The sequence below is a fragment of the Mesorhizobium kowhaii genome, from assembly GCF_042431665.1.
GTDB lineage: Bacteria > Pseudomonadota > Alphaproteobacteria > Rhizobiales > Rhizobiaceae > Mesorhizobium > Mesorhizobium kowhaii.
Genome location: NZ_JBHLYT010000006.1, coordinates 175,502 through 192,776, shown reverse-complemented (window position 1 = coordinate 192,776; position 17,275 = coordinate 175,502). Strand labels below are relative to the sequence as shown.

At 61.5% G+C, this 17,275-nt stretch carries 14 protein-coding genes and 2 pseudogenes; 5 read left to right on the top strand and 11 right to left on the bottom strand.

Going from position 1 to position 17,275, the window contains the following annotated elements:
- Window position 1 precedes the first annotated feature (1 nt).
- Complete coding sequence (locus ACFFNA_RS06800) at window positions 2–1,660, bottom strand: amidohydrolase (RefSeq protein ID WP_378916826.1); 1,659 nt, start codon at window positions 1,658–1,660, stop codon at window positions 2–4.
- A gap of 131 nt (window positions 1,661–1,791) precedes the next feature.
- On the opposite strand from ACFFNA_RS06800, the gene ACFFNA_RS06795 reads away from it, so the two are divergent.
- The gene (locus tag ACFFNA_RS06795) at window positions 1,792–2,523 is read left to right on the top strand and encodes a GntR family transcriptional regulator (RefSeq protein WP_378916823.1); all 732 of its coding nucleotides are present in this window, start codon (window positions 1,792–1,794) and stop codon (window positions 2,521–2,523) included.
- Between the two features lie 212 nt (window positions 2,524–2,735).
- On the opposite strand, the pseudogene ACFFNA_RS06790 reads toward ACFFNA_RS06795, so the two are convergent.
- The 8 genes and pseudogenes from ACFFNA_RS06790 to ACFFNA_RS06755 all read right to left on the bottom strand — a co-directional run bounded on the left by ACFFNA_RS06790 (window position 2,736) and on the right by ACFFNA_RS06755 (window position 12,431).
- Window positions 2,736–3,616: pseudogene (locus ACFFNA_RS06790) on the bottom strand (LysR family transcriptional regulator).
- Window positions 3,617–4,114: 498 nt separating this feature from the next.
- Window positions 4,115–4,966 carry a sugar phosphate isomerase/epimerase family protein gene (locus tag ACFFNA_RS06785; protein ID WP_378916821.1) on the bottom strand — a complete coding sequence of 284 codons (852 nt, stop codon included), beginning with the start codon at window positions 4,964–4,966 and terminating at the stop codon, window positions 4,115–4,117.
- Window positions 4,963–5,988, bottom strand: a complete 1,026-nt coding sequence (locus ACFFNA_RS06780; RefSeq protein ID WP_378916819.1) for an ABC transporter permease — start codon at window positions 5,986–5,988, stop codon at window positions 4,963–4,965. The genes ACFFNA_RS06785 and ACFFNA_RS06780 overlap by 4 nt, the downstream gene beginning before the upstream one ends.
- On the bottom strand, window positions 5,985–6,983 hold the full coding sequence (locus ACFFNA_RS06775; protein ID WP_378917331.1) for an ABC transporter permease: 999 nt from the start codon (window positions 6,981–6,983) through the stop codon (window positions 5,985–5,987). Before ACFFNA_RS06775 ends, ACFFNA_RS06780 begins: the two co-directional genes overlap by 4 nt.
- Window positions 6,984–6,990: 7 nt before the next feature.
- On the bottom strand, window positions 6,991–8,505 hold the full coding sequence (locus tag ACFFNA_RS06770; RefSeq protein WP_378916817.1) for a sugar ABC transporter ATP-binding protein: 1,515 nt from the start codon (window positions 8,503–8,505) through the stop codon (window positions 6,991–6,993).
- A gap of 71 nt (window positions 8,506–8,576) precedes the next feature.
- Window positions 8,577–9,566, bottom strand: coding sequence for a substrate-binding domain-containing protein (locus tag ACFFNA_RS06765; RefSeq protein WP_378916815.1), 990 nt, complete (start codon window positions 9,564–9,566; stop codon window positions 8,577–8,579).
- Window positions 9,567–10,115: 549 nt separating this feature from the next.
- Window positions 10,116–11,198, bottom strand: coding sequence for a substrate-binding domain-containing protein (locus ACFFNA_RS06760; protein ID WP_378916813.1), 1,083 nt, complete (start codon window positions 11,196–11,198; stop codon window positions 10,116–10,118).
- A 336-nt stretch (window positions 11,199–11,534) separates the two neighbouring features.
- Complete coding sequence (locus ACFFNA_RS06755; protein WP_378917329.1) at window positions 11,535–12,431, bottom strand: LysR family transcriptional regulator; 897 nt, start codon at window positions 12,429–12,431, stop codon at window positions 11,535–11,537.
- A 109-nt stretch (window positions 12,432–12,540) separates the two neighbouring features.
- Here ACFFNA_RS06755 and ACFFNA_RS06750 point away from each other — a divergent pair, with 109 nt between their 5' ends.
- From ACFFNA_RS06750 to ACFFNA_RS06740, 3 genes are read left to right on the top strand one after another with little or no spacing between them, the layout of a single operon-like run.
- Entirely contained in the window at window positions 12,541–13,419 is an 879-nt protein-coding gene (locus tag ACFFNA_RS06750; RefSeq protein WP_378916810.1) for an NmrA/HSCARG family protein, read from the top strand.
- Between the two features lie 36 nt (window positions 13,420–13,455).
- Window positions 13,456–14,403 (top strand): alpha/beta hydrolase, encoded by a 948-nt coding sequence (locus ACFFNA_RS06745; protein ID WP_378916809.1) that lies wholly within the window; start codon window positions 13,456–13,458, stop codon window positions 14,401–14,403.
- A 1-nt stretch (window position 14,404) separates the two neighbouring features.
- The gene (locus ACFFNA_RS06740; protein ID WP_378916806.1) at window positions 14,405–15,034 is read left to right on the top strand and encodes an SDR family oxidoreductase; all 630 of its coding nucleotides are present in this window, start codon (window positions 14,405–14,407) and stop codon (window positions 15,032–15,034) included.
- 6 nt (window positions 15,035–15,040) lie between these two features.
- Here the strand turns inward: ACFFNA_RS06740 and ACFFNA_RS06735 are convergent.
- Window positions 15,041–15,175: pseudogene (locus tag ACFFNA_RS06735) on the bottom strand (nucleotidyl transferase AbiEii/AbiGii toxin family protein); the annotation flags it as partial.
- A gap of 145 nt (window positions 15,176–15,320) precedes the next feature.
- Window positions 15,321–16,010 carry a GntR family transcriptional regulator gene (locus tag ACFFNA_RS06730; RefSeq protein ID WP_378916803.1) on the bottom strand — a complete coding sequence of 230 codons (690 nt, stop codon included), beginning with the start codon at window positions 16,008–16,010 and terminating at the stop codon, window positions 15,321–15,323.
- A 76-nt stretch (window positions 16,011–16,086) separates the two neighbouring features.
- Here ACFFNA_RS06730 and ACFFNA_RS06725 point away from each other — a divergent pair, with 76 nt between their 5' ends.
- Complete coding sequence (locus ACFFNA_RS06725; RefSeq protein ID WP_378916800.1) at window positions 16,087–17,250, top strand: mandelate racemase/muconate lactonizing enzyme family protein; 1,164 nt, start codon at window positions 16,087–16,089, stop codon at window positions 17,248–17,250.
- Window positions 17,251–17,275: the final 25 nt, after the last annotated feature.

Sequence of the window (17,275 nt, the reverse complement as noted above, 5' to 3'; positions counted from 1 at the left end):
CTCAGGCCTCGAAGGTCACGCGGCCGCCGCACACGGTCAGTACCGGTGAGAGGCTGTTGATCTCCGTGGGTGAAACGGCCTCGATATCGCCGGACAGGAGGACAAAATCGGCGAAATGACCGGGTTTGAGTTGTCCCTTCCGGTCCTCTGCATGTTCGGCATAGGCGCCTTCGATCGTATAGGCGGCAATCGCCTCGTGAAGGGTGAAGGTCTGGTCGGGCAAATGCGGCGCCCAGGGCTTGCGGTTGACGGCCGCGTGGATGCCAGCCAAGACATCGATCCGCGCCACCGGCCAATCCGACGCGAAGACAACATGGGCGCCCGCCTGCATTAGAGTCCGCCAGGCATAGGCCAGCGGCCAGCGATCGGGCCCGATGCGGGTCTTGCCCGGTTCAAGGGAGAAATCCATCACGCCTGGGGGATGGGGCGGCTGCATCGATGCGATGGCGCCAAGGGCTGCAAAGCGCGGAATGTCGTTGGGCTGGATGACCTCGATATGCTCGACCCGGTGGCGCGCGTCCCGCGAGCCATTGGCCTCCATGGCGGCTTCATAGCCGTTCAAGACAGCGCGCACCGCTCCGTCGCCGATCGCGTGCACGGCGATCTGCAAACCGCGCCGGTCCGCCTCGATCGCCATTGCCGTGAATTGGGCTTGCGTGAAGAGTGGTTCCCCGGTGAAGTCGGGCCTGTCGGCATAGCCATCGACGAAATAGGCGGTATAGCCTTCGATCACGCCGTCATAAAACGCCTTGACGAAACCGGAACTCAGCCAGTCCCCGCGATAGTCGTCATTCATGCGGGACGCCTTTTCCAGCATGTCGACCGTCATGAAGTTCTTGAAGTGGAAGGGCACCTTGACACGGCAGATCAGGTTGCTTTGTTCCTGGATCTCGTTGAGCAACTCCAGTGTGTAAAGATTTCCGTCCATGTTGTGGATCGATGTGATCCCGTGCCTGGCGCACCAGGCCAGGCCGGCGCTTATGGATGCACGGTCCAGCGCCCTTTCCTCTGGCGTTGGCGGTTCGGGCGGCTCGCCTCCCGTGGAGAGCCCCAGCGACGAACGAAAGGTGCCAGCATAAACATCTACCGGTCCGAAGGCCTCGACTTCGCGCAGTTCGCCGGTAGCAAAGCCGTCTTGGCCCATGACCACCTCGTTGCCAGGGCCCAGTGCCTTTCCATGGAGAAGCCGGACTTCCTTGAGCAGTATGGTGTTGGTCCACATCGTGTGATGGTCGAAGGCCACGAAGGCGAGGGGCCGGTCATCGAGGATGCTGTCGAGGAAATGCCGGTCGATCGGGCTGCCATCAAGCATGTCATAGTCGGCACCCTGGCAATAAAGGACCTTTGCGTTCGGATTTGCCGCAGCGTGAGTTCGCACTTTTTCGCGGATCGCGGCTTTACCCTTCATTCCCGTCAGCAACAGGTCATTGAGGGTGGCGCCGCCGCCAAACACATGCATGTGCGCTTCGATAAAGCCTGGCAGCAGGCTTCGACCGGCACCGTCTATTATCCGCGTCAAATCGCCGGCAAGTGGCAGGACCTCGGTTGCATCGCCAACAGCGAGAATTCGTCCCTCTGCGACTGCCATGGCAGAGGCCGCCGGCCTGGCGGGGTCCATGGTCAGGATCCTTGCATTGGTGACGATTATGTCCGCTCGCATCTATGACGTTCCCCAATCGCAGAAGTTGACTACAGTTCCAGCATACTTTGTTGTATACATTATGCGCTTGCGAAAGCGCGAGTCAACCGGTATCCATTGCCGCGTTGACGCTTGTGGTGTTAGGAGCCCCCATGAACGAAGTTCCCCGCGGCCATTTGCGTCAGTCGACCTACGATTCGATCAAGGCGATGATCGTGACGGGGCAGCTCTCACCGGGCAGCCGAATTACCGAACTCGAACTTGTCCAACAGCTTCAGGTGAGCCGGACGCCGGTGCGCGAGGCACTTAATCGATTGGAGCGCGACGGGCTTGTTGTCGAACGTCCCCGCACGGGATTTGCGGTGGTTCAATTTGACGAAACGATGCTGCGGAATGTGTTCGACATCCGGGCTGAGCTAGACTCCTATGCGACGACTTTGGCGATCGCCCGTATTACCCCTGATGAAGTGGAAATGCTTCGCGGCTTTGTCGCGGACTGCGAGCGCCTGGCGCAAACCGACCCATCTCCCCGTGCCCGGCTCGAAGAGATGCAGACCGGCATGGAAATCCATCGCGCAATCGCGCGATTTAGCGCCAACCCCATGCTCGCGGAAATACTGAACGGACTTTTGGACAAGTGCCAGGTCTATGTCTGGATGGAATTGTCCCAGTTGAATGACTGGAAGGCGGCGCGTGACGACCATCACATGATTGTCGAAGCGATCGCTGCCGGGGACGCCAACACAGCCTGCCGCGAATCCCGCCGTCATATCCGGCAATCGAGGGATGGCATCCTGGACCTCATGCTCAGACAGCGCGATATGCGCGACCTGTATCTATCCCGAAACGACGAGTCGCCGACGCGACCGGGTCTGGCTGTTTAAGTCCGCACGGCCGCGGATGGCGGGAGCACCGGGTTGCGGATGCTTTACGAAAACCCTGACGTACGACTGCTTTTAGCTGACGTGGTCATGCCCGACATGAATGGCCGACAACTGGCCGAACAGCGCTCCAGCTGCTGCCCGACCTCAATGATTGAGCGTGGACCCACGTTCGTGTGCATGACGGGTCAGCGCTCCTGAGGCGCAAGATCAACCTACTTGCCGATATAGGCGGCCAATTCATCAGGCGTCCCCATCGGGAAGGCCTCTTTGAGATAGTTGAGAAACGCTGACACCCGGGCGCTCAGTAGCCGCTTGGAGGGGTGAGCGCCCAAAGGACAATATCAGGCCCGTCAATATCGCCCCAATTTACCAGCGTGCCGTCCGCTAGATCGTGGCTGACGAGCGATAACGGGAGGCGGCCGGCGCCAACACCGGCCCGCACGGCGTCCCGCACCATGACAAGCGATGAAAGTGCCAGGATTGGCTCGACCATGATTGAGGACCGGCCAGCGGCGACCTTGACTTGCCAAGCCAGTCGATCGCCTGCCGATCGCACGATAGCGGGTGCGGTACGGTCCCCAGTGGGTCGAGTGAGATCCGGGCTCGCGGCGACCACCAATCGATCATGCAGGAAGGCTCGTCCAATAAGGGCCTCATCTGGATCCGGGTTAACCCTGATCACCAGATCGAACCCTTCCTCGATCATATCGACGGCACGGTCTTCTGTGGAGACCTCAAGCCTCACTTCCGGATATCTCAGGGCGAATGCGGCGGCAATTTTAACCATCGCGGTTTGAGAGAAAAGCAGTGGAGCACTGATCCGCAGCTTGCCTCGTGGCTTTTGTCCGCCTGAGGCAATCGCGGCTGCGGTCTCGTCGAGTTCGGTCAGCAACTGGCCCGCCCGCTCGTACAGTGCACGCCCTTCCTCTGTCAGTTTGAGTGTCCGCGCGCCCCGTTCGAGAAGCCTCAGACCAAGGCTCGCTTCCAGTTCCGCGACCCGTCGCGACAGAGTCGCCTTCGGGCGCGAGGCCGCACGTGCCGCGCGGCCGAACCCTCCGTGGCGCGCGACGATCACGAAATCAGCGTGCCAGATGGGGAAGCGGAAACCGCGTTTCGCACCATCGAACCCAAGAACCTGGCCACTCTGGCGCTTGGTATTGACGGTTACGCGCGTGGTCCCCAGCATCTTGGCAAAGGCTTCAGCACTCAGCATGTCGGAGGCGCCCAGAATGTCGCCTGCGCGCAGCCTGCCACGCTCGCGTGCCGCGGCAAGGGCATCTTGCAGTTCCGCGCTAGGTGTCTCCACCTCTTCCATGACCAATGGCCGATCGGAAAAGTCGTCCGCGACAGGCGTGAGTGTGTCCGGCCCCGCTGAATCAACCTCAATGCAGAGGCTGATTGGGTGCCCGGTCTGCTCGCTTCGAACAAGCGTATCGCCATATTGCGCCAGAAGCTGTTCAACACGGGCACGCCTTTGCTTGAGTTGAGCCTGAGCTTGATCGCGCTCTTGGACGCGCCCATGCTGGCATCGACAAGCAAAGCGCTGGCAAAGGCAGCCTTTGTCGTGCCTCCGACGCGCTGTCCGCGCGTTTTATTTGATCAACCCGTATTGCCGCGCCTTGTTTCTGAGAAAGGGCAAGCCGTTACCCATGACGACTGTTTCGCTGTCGGCGACTGGGCGCCAGACGCTTAGTCCAAATGCCAATAGGGGATCCATATTGATGAAGCTCTCCATCGCCAGCCCACCTTTGAAGTCGATGGCGGCAAGCGTCGCAAAAGTCTCGTCCCAGTGGCAGTTGCCCTCGCCGGGCGTGCCACGATCGGATTCCGACAGATGGATGTATTTGAGATGTTCGCGGGCAGTGATGATGCCGTTGCCCATGCCCTTTTCTTCGATGTTCATGTGGTAGGTGTCGAGGTGGACGAAGACATTGTCCATGCCGATGCGCTCGACCAGCGCGACGGCCTGCGCCGCCGTGTTGATGAGGTGGTTCTCGTAGCGGTTGACCGCCTCGATGCCGATCTCAACGCCACGCGACTTGGCGTATTTGGCGGCCGCCGTCATGGCCCGCGCGATATTGTCGAGTTCGCCTTGGGTTGGCGGCACGCCGGTTCGCTCGCCGATGCCGCCGAAGGTTACTCCGGACAGCGCTTCGGCGCCGATGTCGGCGGTCTTGTCGATGGCGAGGGTGAGGAACTCGATGGCGGCGTCGGGACGCACCGAGGGCCAGGCGCGTTCGGGCAAGCCGAGCGAGCACACGGCCTGCATGTTATTTGCCGCGAGCAATTTACGCGTATGCATCGCATCGACTGACTGCGGGTCGGCGATCGAGATCTCGATGAAATCGAGATTGTATTTCTTGATCGCCTGCAGGGTGTGTTCCGCGCCCGCCGGAGTCCAGCCGCTGGTCCACATGCTGGTATGAACGCCAAAGCCCTTCATCGCCTGATCCTCAGAAAAGTGAGTTGCCCCGCAACCCATCGCAAAATCATGACGCCGACGAGCATGATGCCCCAGATGGCGGTGGCGAGATGCTGGCTGGCGCCGAGCAGATTGAGACCCGACGACAGCAGCTGCAAAATGATAAGCGCCAGGAACACCGACACCACCTTGCCGAAACCGCCGAACGGATTGACGCCGCCAAGGAAGCAGGCGAGCACCGTGATCAGTACGTAGGATTCACCGTGCCCGACACGCACCGAGTTGAAGCGCGACAGCATGATGATGCCGGCAATGCCGCACATGGCGCCGGATAGGACGTAAATCAGCGTGATCACCCGTCGCGTCGGGATGCCCGAATAGCGCGTGGCTTCGATGTTGGAGCCAACCATGTAGTTGGAAAAGCCGAGCCGGGTGCGCGTCATCAGCAGATGCCAGACGATCACAGCCGCGATCAGGATCAGCAGCGGAATCGGCACGCCGAAGACATAGCCGTGCCCGAGCGGCTGGATGAATTCCGGGAATCCAGAGATGTCGGCGCCGCGCGTCAAGAACTCGCCCAGCCCGCGCAGGAAGATCATCATCGAGAGCGAAACGAGAATGGGGTGCGCGCCGGTATAGGCGATCACTGGACCCATGACGAAACCGCTGCCGGCGCCGACGGCCACCGCGAGGACGGAGCCCAACACGAAGGCGTAGATGCTCGCGTCCGGTCCGCCATTGGCATGCAGGACCCAGGCGAGCGTGAGACCGCAGAGATTGGCCGTGAACGTCACCGCCAGATTGATGCCGCCCGAGATGATCGGCATTAGCATTGCCAGTGTGAGAAGGCCGAGTTCGGGAAGCTGGAACGCGACGGAGTCGAAAGTTGCCATCGACAGGAAGCGTGGCGATAGCACGCCGAAAAAGACAATGACGGCGACGAGAGCCAGCAGCAAACCGATGTTCTCGGTACCGAGTTTTGCGACCAGCTGCCTGGGGAGACTCTGCCGGGGCGGAGTAGCCGGGGCGACGCTCTCGCTCATGTTCCGCTCCGTTGCCGCCGGGCCACGAACATTCGGCCGAGCGGGGCATTCGACAGGCTGATGGCGATGAGGATGATTGCGCCGATGATCATCTTGAAGGCGTAGGGCGAAATGCCGAGCAGGTTGAGCCCGTTCTGCGTCACCGAGACCAGCAGGACGCCAAGAATGCAGCCGAGCACCGTGCCGCGCCCGCCGCCGAGACGCGCGCCGCCGAGCACCACGGCCGCCAGCACGTCGAGTTCGCGGCCGATCAGCGCATTGGGAACTACCTCCTGCGCGTAATGCACCTGCACCAGCCCGCCAATGCCCGCCATCAAACCGAGCCAGCCGAAGGCGATGAAGTGCATGGCGGCGATGTTGATGCCGAGTCGCCGCGCCCCCTCGGGATTGTCCCCGAACGCATAGAGCTGCCGGCCGATGCTGGTGTGCCGGATCAATACCCAGGTGGCGATCACGCAGATCGCCATGATGCCGACGGGCAGGGCCAAGCCGGTCCAGTTGCCGTTGTCTTGCTGGAATTCGATCAGCATCGTGCGATGCGTCCACCACTCGGGCAAATTGTAGATCGACACGCCGCGCGTGACGAACATCAGGAGCCCGAAGAAGATGTTGAAAGTCGCGATGGTGACGACGATGGAGATGATGCGGAAGTAGTAGATCAAGGCTGCGTTGACGGCGCCGAGCGCGATGCCTGCGATGGCCGCGAAACCGATGCCGATGAGCCAGTCGCCGCCGCCAATCCTGACGAGCGCCACAGCCACCACATACTGCACCACCGATGCCGCGACGGCGAACGAGATGTCGATGCCGCCGGCGATCAGCACCACCAGCAGGCCCACCGCAAAGATCAGGTTCGTCGAGCTGGTGTTGAGCAGGTTGAAGAGGTTGGCGATGGTGAAGAACTTGTCGCTGCTTAGCGACAGACTGACGCAGATGATCAATAGAACGATGATCAGCCAGGTCTCGGTCGGATTGGCTCGGAGCAGCTTGGGGATATTGAGGCTAGGCATAGACCGCGGCCTCCAGATCGCTAAGCGAGACGGCACTCGGATCATATTCGGTGACGATGCGGCCGGCCACCATGTGCAGCACGCGATCGGCGTTGAAATAGACCTCCGGTACTTCGTCCGAGATGAGGAGGATCGCGAGCCCTGCCTCAGCAAGCCGCGCCACGATCTCGAAGATGCCAGCGCGGGCACCGACATCGACACCCACCGTCGGCGCATCGAGAATGATGAGCTTCAACCCAACGGCGAGCCACTTCGCGATTGCGACGCGTTGCTGGTTGCCGCCCGAAAGCGTCGAGATGGCATCGGTCGGCCGGTCGATCTTAATGGCCAGTTCGTCGATCCAGCGGGTCACCAATTTGTCCTTCTTGGTGAAGGAGATGAAGCCACGTTCGAGCACCTTGTCGAGCACTGAAATGACGAGATTGTCGGCGATTGATTGCTGCTGGATCAATCCGAGCGCCAGACGGTCCTCCGAGAGGTAGCCGATACCGGCACGGATTGCATCGCGGTTGGACCTGAGGCTAAGCGCTTTGCCGTTCAATAAAACGCGCCCTCTATCTGGAGGCAACATGCCGAAGATCGAGAGCGCCAGTTCGGTCCGTCCGGCACCCAACAGGCCAGTCAGACCAACCGTTTCGCCGCGCCGTATGGTCAGTGAAACATCGGCGTAGTCACCGGCTCGCGTCAACCCTTCGATAGCGAGCACAACCGGCGAAGCAGAATGGTCTTTCGTCCGCACGCCCTGGTCAAAAGTCTTGCCGGTCATCAGCTCGGTAAGACGCGACTGCGTCATGCCCTCAGTCGGATAGACACCGACCAGTTTGCCGTCACGGAGCACGGTGACCCGGCTCGAGATTTCGAGCACCTCCGCGAGCCGATGGCTGACGAAGACGATGGACACGCCGCCGGCGGCGAGCGTACGAACGGTATCGAGCAGGCGATCCGTCTCGGACTGCGTAAGCGAAGACGTCGGCTCGTCCATGAAGATGACTTTGGCGTCGCCGGCGAGGGCCCGGGCGATCGCGACGATCTGGCGCTGCGCGATGGCGAATGTGCGCAGCGGCGCATCGACATCGAGATCGGCGCCGAGCCGGGCCAGCAGGCGTCGCGCGGTGTCGCGCATGGCGCCATGGTTGACGATGCGCGGCAAGGCGCCGAGTACCGAGCGGATGCCGACATTTTCGGCGACGGTCATTTCGGGAAAGAGCGCTAGGTCCTGCCAGATCACCTCGACGCCGGCGGCGCGCGCTGCGGCGGGCGACATGACGTCGACGGGCTTGCCGGCAAAGGCGATCTGCGCGCCCGCGAGCGGCTGGTAGACGCCCGTAATGACCTTGATGAGCGTGCTCTTGCCGCTGCCGTTCTCGCCGGCAATGCACTGCACTTCGCCAGGCAGCACTTCGAAGCTGACATCCTGCAGTGCCCTGACACCACCGAACGTCACGCTAACATTGCGGAGCGAGAGAACGGCTGCCCGCTTCTCCTCCGTCGACACGGCAAAACTCATCGACTGGACCTAGTTGGTAGGGAAAGAGGCGCCGGGATCGAGGACGATACCCCGGCGCCCTGGTCCGCCGCTTACAGCCCGAGGGCCGCCAGACCATCAACCGTGTCGACCGTGATTGGCTGGTTCGCGTCAACGATGATCGTGCCAGTCTTGAAGTCGGGGTGCACGACACCCAGACCCTCGATCGTCATGCCATCGGTGACTTTGCCGCCACCCACCAGATAATCGGCCAGCGTCACGAACACCTTGCCGGCCTCGAGCGGATTCCACATGAAGCCGCCGTCGATGGTGCCGGACTTCAACATCGCGCTGCCCTGGCTGGGCGAGAACGAACCGACGAGAACCACCTTGTCACCGAGCTTCTGCTCGTCGAGGGCACGGCCGACGCCAATCGGGCCCTGACTCCCGAAGGTCAGGAAGCCACCGAGATCCGGATTGGCCGCGAGCACGTCGAGTGCCGTCTTGCGGCTGTCGTCGGCGCTTTCGGCAACGCCGTACCGATCGCCGACCATCTGCATGTCCGGATAGTTCTTCTTGATATAGGCGATGGCCGCATCGGCCCAGGCGTTGTGCGCCGGCACCGTGAGCGAGCCCACATAGACGACATACTTGCCCTTGCCGCCCATCTTGTCGGCGAACAGCTTCGCATGCGCCTCGCCGAAGCCGACTGCGGACACCATCTCGAAGTCCCAATCGGCGTTCACCTGATCGGGCGATTCATGGGTGATGACTTTGATGCCGGCATCGCGGGCCTTCTTCAGCACCGGCTCGAGCACATTGGCATCGTTCGGCACGACACCGATGGCATTGACGCCCTGAGCGATGAGATCTTCGATCGCGCGCACCTGAAGCGCCGGATCGGCACTGGTCGGCCCCACCATGAAGCCGTCGTCGCCGAGTTCCTTGGATTTTTCCTTGATCCCCGTTTCCATGGCGTTGAACCAGGGAATGCCGCCGATCTTCACGACAACTCCTACCTTGACGTCTTTCGCCTGTGCATCGATTGCGGTGAAACAGAGTGCTGCACCCAGTGCAGCAACAAGTATCGTTTTTCCTAACATTGCTTCCTCCCTTGCATTTTCTCACGCGCGTTTTTGGAACTGTAAAATTTCGGTTTTCCTGTGCGCTCGCGCGGAGAAGCAAACAGCACCTCCGCTGACGCTCTGGAACTGATCGAGCCCAGAGCGCCCCTCCTCATGCAACATAAGAAGGCCTGGATCCTTTTGGGTCAAGGGTGCTAAATAGATTTAGCAAGGCATTTTTTGGTAGAACCCCAACGGGGTTGTCAGCATCCCAAGTGCAGCAAGAAGACCGGGCAGAAAGAGCCACACCCGAACCCGCTGGGGAGGAGACGCCAAGTGCAAGGAAGTCAGGGGTCCGTCCGGTGACGATGCAATCCGCTATCTAGCGAGACGAGGAGTTCTGGACATTGCTTTCGGAGCTGCTAGCGATGCACCATCCGTTCATCCGGCCGCTCGAAAGCTCCCGGTCAGCTTGATCTGCACCCAGGCAATTGATGCACTCTTTCGGAGCCGGCTACGCGCAAGCGCTGGGGGACGCCGGCGTGGCGCACGTCGCCATCGTGACTACCGGGCCATTCCGCCGGCGTTCTATCTGGAGCCGGGATCGCCATTGGGCGTGGAATCCCAGTCTTCCTGTGCGCCTTCATGCTCGCCGGTTCTGCCGAAACTGGTTGGCACCGTCACGAGCGGAAAATGGTCCACGGAATGGTTCTCGAGAAGCTTGAAGCCTTCGGCAATCATGACTTCGACATTCTGACGTACCATTGTTACGTCGAAGGGTAGATATGCGGCGAATGGATCCCAGTCGAAGCTCCCGGCAACAATCCGTTTCAATTCACCTGGAGCCAACGTCGATAGGAACCGTAAGGCCCCCTCCAGCGCGGTCACACCGTTGATGAACATGCCAGATGGCAAATGTCCTAGCTCAGCGTATCGTGCGGCCAGCGACCGAGCAGCATTGGTGGGCGCGTACCCGCAGCAATCGACAGTTCTAGGTCCGCGAGCAATCCCGTGCGCTGCCAGAACGTCGTTGAAGCCAAGCAATCGGCTGCGCGTAGCGTCATCGTCATGAACTCCCCCGAAGAAAAACAGATCGTTGGTCGCGCTGCCCCGTTTCTTTAGCTTGCTGATCACGACTTCGGTCAACGCTCTCGCGCCGCCGTAATTATCGGAAACGACCGAGGGCGCTCGGGAGCCCGGCAAGTCGACATTGATGCAGCGTACGGCGGCGGCGCGACACAAATCATTAAGTGGGTCTGGGCAACGAACTCCCGCAATGAAGAGGAATTCGACCTGCTGCGCCAGGAGCGTTTCCGTCACGTTGAGTTCGTTGTCCGGATTTCTATGCGTACTGACCACAATTGGGCACATCCCTCGGACGCGCGCTTCCGCTTCAAAGGCTTCCGCGAGGCCGGCAAAAAAACGATTGCGGTAATGCGGCAAAATCATTCCGGCCAATCCCGACCGAGATAGCCGCAGCCCCCGTGCCTTGAGATTGACCGCGTAGCCAAGCCGTTCGGCCCAGTCGAGTATCGTTGCCGCCGTCTCCGCCTTGATGCGGTGCTGCTGCCAAGAGTCGTTGAGGACCAAGCTGACCGCCGTCGGCGATGACTTGGCAGCCAAGGCGATATCGTAAATCGTGGTTTTTCGCCGCAAAGACTTCTTCGCCATTTGGGATGCCCCCGCTTCAGTAACGCAGCGGAAGCTGCGTGCCTTGGATGCATCATCGCCTAGTTAGATCAGACGTGGGCAGACGTCCACGTGTAACGAACACCATGGGTTAGCAAGGTCCTGCGCCCAGGCCCACGGAGGTGAGCAATGGTCCGATTGTGCTGATTTCATGGTGGCTCTCCTGTCCGAAATGCTTTGTCGCGCGCCACCTTTCTAGATAGTTTAACCGTGCCTGAGCAAGCGGGGCCGGGTAGCCTCGAAGAGATGCGCGTTCGTCTCATCTGTCCGGTGCCGCCTCTTTCCCCAACGCTGTTGGCCGGCAGCACGGGTTCTTTTTCAAGGTGCCGCAACGAAAATCTTGGTCGGAAACGCCCTCTCCATCACATCCAGGAAAGCGCGAACCTTCGCACCGACAAGACGTCGCGAGCTCTGGAGCGCCCAGATTTCCACAGACGGACCGGCATGAGTTCCCCAGCAAGCGATCCGGCCCGCCTCGATATCGCCTGCGACAAGAAGCTTCGGAAGCAATGCAGCGCCCGCGCCTGCCAGAACGGCATCGCGCACCATCAGCAGAGAAGAGAAGCGCAGGATCGGCTCAGGCTTCAAAAGGATTTCGTCCGCAAGATCGGATTTCATGCGCCAGACAACGTCCAGCGAAGTTGCGCTCAGCAAGACCGCCTTTACGGTATTCATTCCACCGCCCGGCGCCGGCTGAGGGCGCGGCATGTCTGGTGAGGCAACGATCAGGCGCTCGTCATTGAGAAAACGGCGACCGATGAGCCGTTCATCCGGTGAAGGATCGATCCGGATCACAAGGTCGTAGCCATCCTCGACCGGATCGACCTTGCGATCCTCGGCAACAATCTCAAGCTTGACCTCCGGATAGGCGAGAGCGAAACGGGTGCCGATCGTGGGAAGCGCTACATGCGCGAAAACCACGGGAGCGCTCACCCTCAGCCTGCCCCGGGGCGTGGACGCGCCCAGAACGATTGCCTCCCCGGCTTCCACGATCTCCGACAGCAACCCGTCGGTGCGCTCGTGAAGCGCTCGTCCTTCGTCAGTCAGTCGCAGACTTTGGGATCCACGCTCGATGAGCCTCACACCAAGGCTATGTTCGAGTTCGCTCACATGGCGAGACAACGTCGCCTTGGATCGCCCTGAAACGCGACCGGCACGGCCGAAACCGCCATGGGCGGCAACGAGGTTGAAGTCAGCCAGGGCCTCTAAATTCATCGTGATGTTCCGATATTGAGACAGCCTATCTCGATCATGCCATCTCCCGCTCACGGATGGAACGTCTATCTTCCTCGGGACAGAACAGAAATCACAAGGAGTTTTCACAATGGCTATTTTGGTAACCGGCAGCACCGGGACGATCGGCTCCCAGGTCCTGGCCCACCTGCAGGGGCACAACGTGGAGGTCCGCGCCTTGACGCGCTCACCTGAGACGGCGCAGCTTCCCGCTGGCGTGACGGCGGTCCGCGGTGACCTCGCCGATCCGGATTCGGTCCGCGCGGCACTGCAAGGCGTCACCACCCTGTTCCTGCTCGCCCCGAACGTCGCCGATGAATTGACACAGGCCATGCTGACCCTGACGGCTGCCCGCGAGGCCGGCATCAAGGGCATCGTCTATCTCTCGGTGTTCGGCGGCGTCGGCTATGCCGACGTGCCGCATTTTGCGGGCAAGTACACGGTCGAGCGGATGATCGAGGCGCTTGACCTGCCCGTAACGGTTCTGCGTCCCGCCTACTTCATCCAGAACGATCTTCGTCAGAAGGACGGACTTCTGAAGACCGGCATTTATGGCTCGCCGATCGGCAAGAAAGGCGTCTCGATGGTCGATATCCGCGACATCGGCGAGGCTGCCGCGATCGAGCTGGTGCGCCGCGAGCAGGCAGCAGCGCCACTCGGCCGCGAGACCTACGCCCTGGTTGGTCCAGACAGCCTGACCGGCGAAGGTATCGCCACCATCTGGAGCGAAGCCCTCGGCCGCGCGATCCGCCATGGCGGCGACGATCTCGTCGTCATGGAGCAGCGCACGAAGACCATGCTGCCGGCCTGGCATGCGCTCGACCTGCGCCTGATGTTCAGCCGCTATCAGACGGAAGGCGCGGTGGCGACCACTGACGACATCGAGCGCTTGACCAAACTGCTCGGCCACGCCCCCCGCTCCTATGCCGCTTTTGCCAAAGATGCCGCGACGCAATGGGCGAAGGGCTGAGCCAGCGCTTACCCCCAACCACGGAGACCTGCCATGATGACGACCCATCCCCTCTCGCCTGAAGATGCTCCCGCGGTAGCCGCGATGCGACAGGCCGCCTCGGCCCACAAGGGTGAGAAACTCGGGCCCGAGGCGCGGCCGATGTTCGACGCCATGCTTGCCGCAACACCCGCCTCGGCGGATGTCCGGGTCGAGGCCGCGACGGTCGGCGGCATTGCGGGCTTCTGGCTTCGAGTGCCGACCGCACGACCGGGCGCGCGCATGCTCTATCTTCATGGTGGGGGCTATGTGCTCGGCTCAGCCAAGGGGCTCGCCAACTTCGCGGGCCAGATCGCCGCACGCGTTGGCGCCGATACCTTCGTCCCGGACTACCGGCTCGCGCCCGAGCACCCGTTCCCGGCAGCCATCGGCGATGCCATCGCCGCCTATCGCGGTCTCGTTGCGGTGGGTGCCGAACGGATCGTGGTTGTAGGCGACTCTGCCGGCGGTGGTTTGACGCTGTCGCTGCTGTCGACCATCACTGCCGACAAGACGAAGGAAACCGTGCAGCCGGTCGGGGCGGCGGTGATGTCGCCTTGGACAGACCTGGCGCTCACCGGCGACAGCTTCGAGACGAGGGCAGAGGCGGACCCGATCTTCACGCGCGGCGTGCTCCAGGGCTTCGCGGACATGTATCTTCAAGGCCAGGATGCCACGAACCCCAAGGCCTCGCCGCTTTACGCCGAACTCAACAGCCTGCCGCCGATCCGGATCGATGTCGGAGACGACGAAGTGCTGCTCACGGACTCCAGCCGCTACGCCGACCGGGCGAGGGCGGCAGGCGTGGAGGTCACGCTGTCGGTGTGGGAGGGCATGCCACATGTCTTCCAGTCCTCCATCGGCCGCTTTCTCGCAGCCGAGCAGTCGGTGGACGCCATCGGTGACTTCCTCCGGCAGCGGCTCATCGATGCCTCGCCGTCCATCAGCACACCTTCGGAGGTTTGACATGAAAATTCTGGTATTGGGCGCCACAGGCGCAACCGGCCGGCTGATTGTCGCCAAGGCCATCGCGGAGGGACACAACGTCGTGGCCCTCGTTCGCTCCAAGGCAAAGGCCGAGGACCTGACCGGCGTCGAGCTCGTCGAAGGCGACGCCCGCGATGCCGCCGCGCTAACCAGGGCCATCGTGGGTTGTGATGCCGTCGTCAGTTCATTGGGCACTGCCATGAGCCCGTTCCGGGAGGTGACCATGCTCTCGACGGCGACGCGCGCGCTGGTCGGCGTCATGGAGCGGCAGGACATCCGCCGTCTGGTATGCATCACGGGCCTCGGTGCCGGCGACAGCCGCGGCCATGGCGGCTTCTTCTTCGACCGGCTGCTCCTGCCCCTGATGCTGCGGAAGGTCTATGAAGACAAGGATCGCCAGGAAGATGCAATCAGGGGCAGCACGCTCGACTGGACTATTGTTCGACCGACGGTTCTTAACGACAAGCCAGCGCGCGGTCGCATCAAGGCGTTGACCGACCTGTCAGGCGTCCATGGAGGGACGATCGCGCGAGCCGATGTCGCGGATTTCGTCGTCAAGCAACTCACTGCGGATACGTGGCTGCGCAAATCACCGCTGATCAGTTGGTGAAAGTCAGTCGAGCACCCAGCAGACATAGAGATCCTTCTCAAGGTTTTCCGCCCGTGTCTCCATATGAGCGGCCACCGTCGAAAAGAGCGCTCGGCGGTCGTCGGCGCTCGAGCGAAGGATTTCAATGAATGTCTGTTGCATGCTCCCCCTTCGCTCGTCTGATTCCGTCGCGTCGGTCATGGCCATCGAAATCAGACTGCGAACGCTTCAATTGATCGCGACACGCGCCTTAGCGCCAGGAGGGTCAGCTCGCGATCGCTCGCCTACGCGGCGCGATTCTGGGGCGCTAGTACAATCCCAGGTTGCGTTGCAACGCTGCGGCGAAATGGGTCTTGATGGCTTCGACCGCGCCTGATGCATCGCGCTTCCGGCACGCTTCGATGATCTCCTGGTGTTCGCGCAAGGAACGCAATGCGAGCGGAACCGACATCTTGCGATCCAGGCGCAGCAGCCTCAGGTAATTCCTGATCCGTCGGTAGCTCGTGTCGATGAGGGGATTGTTCAGGCTCGCGACGATTGAGCCGTGCAGCAGCTCTTCGAGTTTCTCGAGCTCGCGCATATTTGCATGCGTAAGTCCGTCGCCTTCCAGCGCCGCTGCGACATCGCGGTGCTGCAGCGCCAGTTCGGCGATTTCGCCGTCACGTGCGGTCTCGGCGAAGACGGCAACAGCGGCGGCTTCGATGATGCCGCGGAACTGGTAGGTCGACCGCGTCAACTCCATCCCTGGCTTCACGAACTGGATGCCGGCATGCGGATGGATCGTGACGACCCCTTCGGCCTGGAGCGCTCGCAATGCGTCGCGTAGCGGCCCAACAGGCACGCCGGTTAGTTCCACCAACTGGGCCTGCGATACAAAGGCGCCGGCGGGCAACCTGCGGTCGTACAAGATATCGAAGATGCGTCCGTACGCCACGTCGCTGAGACGCGTCCCCTCTCCAAATGCAACTGCCGCTTTGCGCGGATTCTTGGCTGACACCCTCTTTTCCTTTCCAAGATATTGGTCTATTAGCTGATCGAAGTCATATATCAGTGTGACTGATTGATAGATCAATATGCGTATTTCTTCGTTCGAACTCACCCGCTTTCAGTTTGCCCGTGACCGTGTCATTGGCGACAGCCAAGTCCGCGCGGACGAGGCCAACATCGCTTCGCTCGAGTTGATTGACGAGGACGGAAATCGCGGCCTCGGCTTCGTCCAGGCTCTTTTCAACGCTTTGCCGGCTGTAAGCGAAATAACTCGGGTGTTCGAGGCTGAGGTCTGGCCGGGTCTTGAGGGCCACCACCCGCTCTCGATTGCCCATCGGGTCGGCCGCCCTCGCGGCGGAAACCAGCGTTCCTTCACGCTGCCGTTCCACGAGGCCGTCCAGGTCGCGGTCTGGGATCTCGCGGCCAAGCAGCTCGACATGCCGTTGCACACACTGCTGGGCTCGCGACGGGACAAGGTGCGCGCCTATGCCTCGGGCCTGGACTTCCACCTCAGCGACGACGAGTTCGTGGAGTTCTTTGAGAACGCCGATGCCTTGGGCTACCGGGCGTTCAAGATCAAGGTTGGACACCCCGATTTCGATCGGGACCTGCACCGGCTCAACCTGGTCACCAAAGCGGTTCGGCCGGGCGCGCAGTTCATGATCGACGCCAACGAAGCCTGGGGTAGCAAGGAGGCGGTCGTCAAGCTCGAGGCCATTCACCAGGCGGGCTTCGAGTTGCTGTGGGTCGAAGACCCGATCCTTCGCAACGATTTCGATGGCCTTCGCCTCCTTCGGCAGTGCGTTCCCTGGACCCTGATCAACTCAGGCGAGTATCTCGACGCCGCCGGCAAACGCCAGCTCATGCTGGCTGGCGGCACCGATATACTCAACGTACACGGCCAGGTCACCGACGTCATGCGGATCGGTTGGCTGGCAGCGGAACTCGGCATTCCGGTATCGCTGGGAAATACCTTCCTCGAGGTCGGCGTCCACATGGCTTGCGCGCTACCCGAGGTCGAATGGCTCGAATACTCGTTCCAGAACTTTGAACACCTGATCGAGGAGCCGGTGGAGATCCGCGACGGCTGGGCTTACGCGCCCGCCCGTCCTGGCCATGGCCTGGTGCTGTCAGAAGCCGCCCGTCGCGAATGGGTGCGCCCCGAAATCCTGTCGCGCGCCGAGCTTGGTGCCGCACCGACCCGTCCTCGGACTGTTCGGGAGCCAAGCCTCGCAACGAGTGCGGGATGAAATGAAAAAGCAATAGGTAACAGGA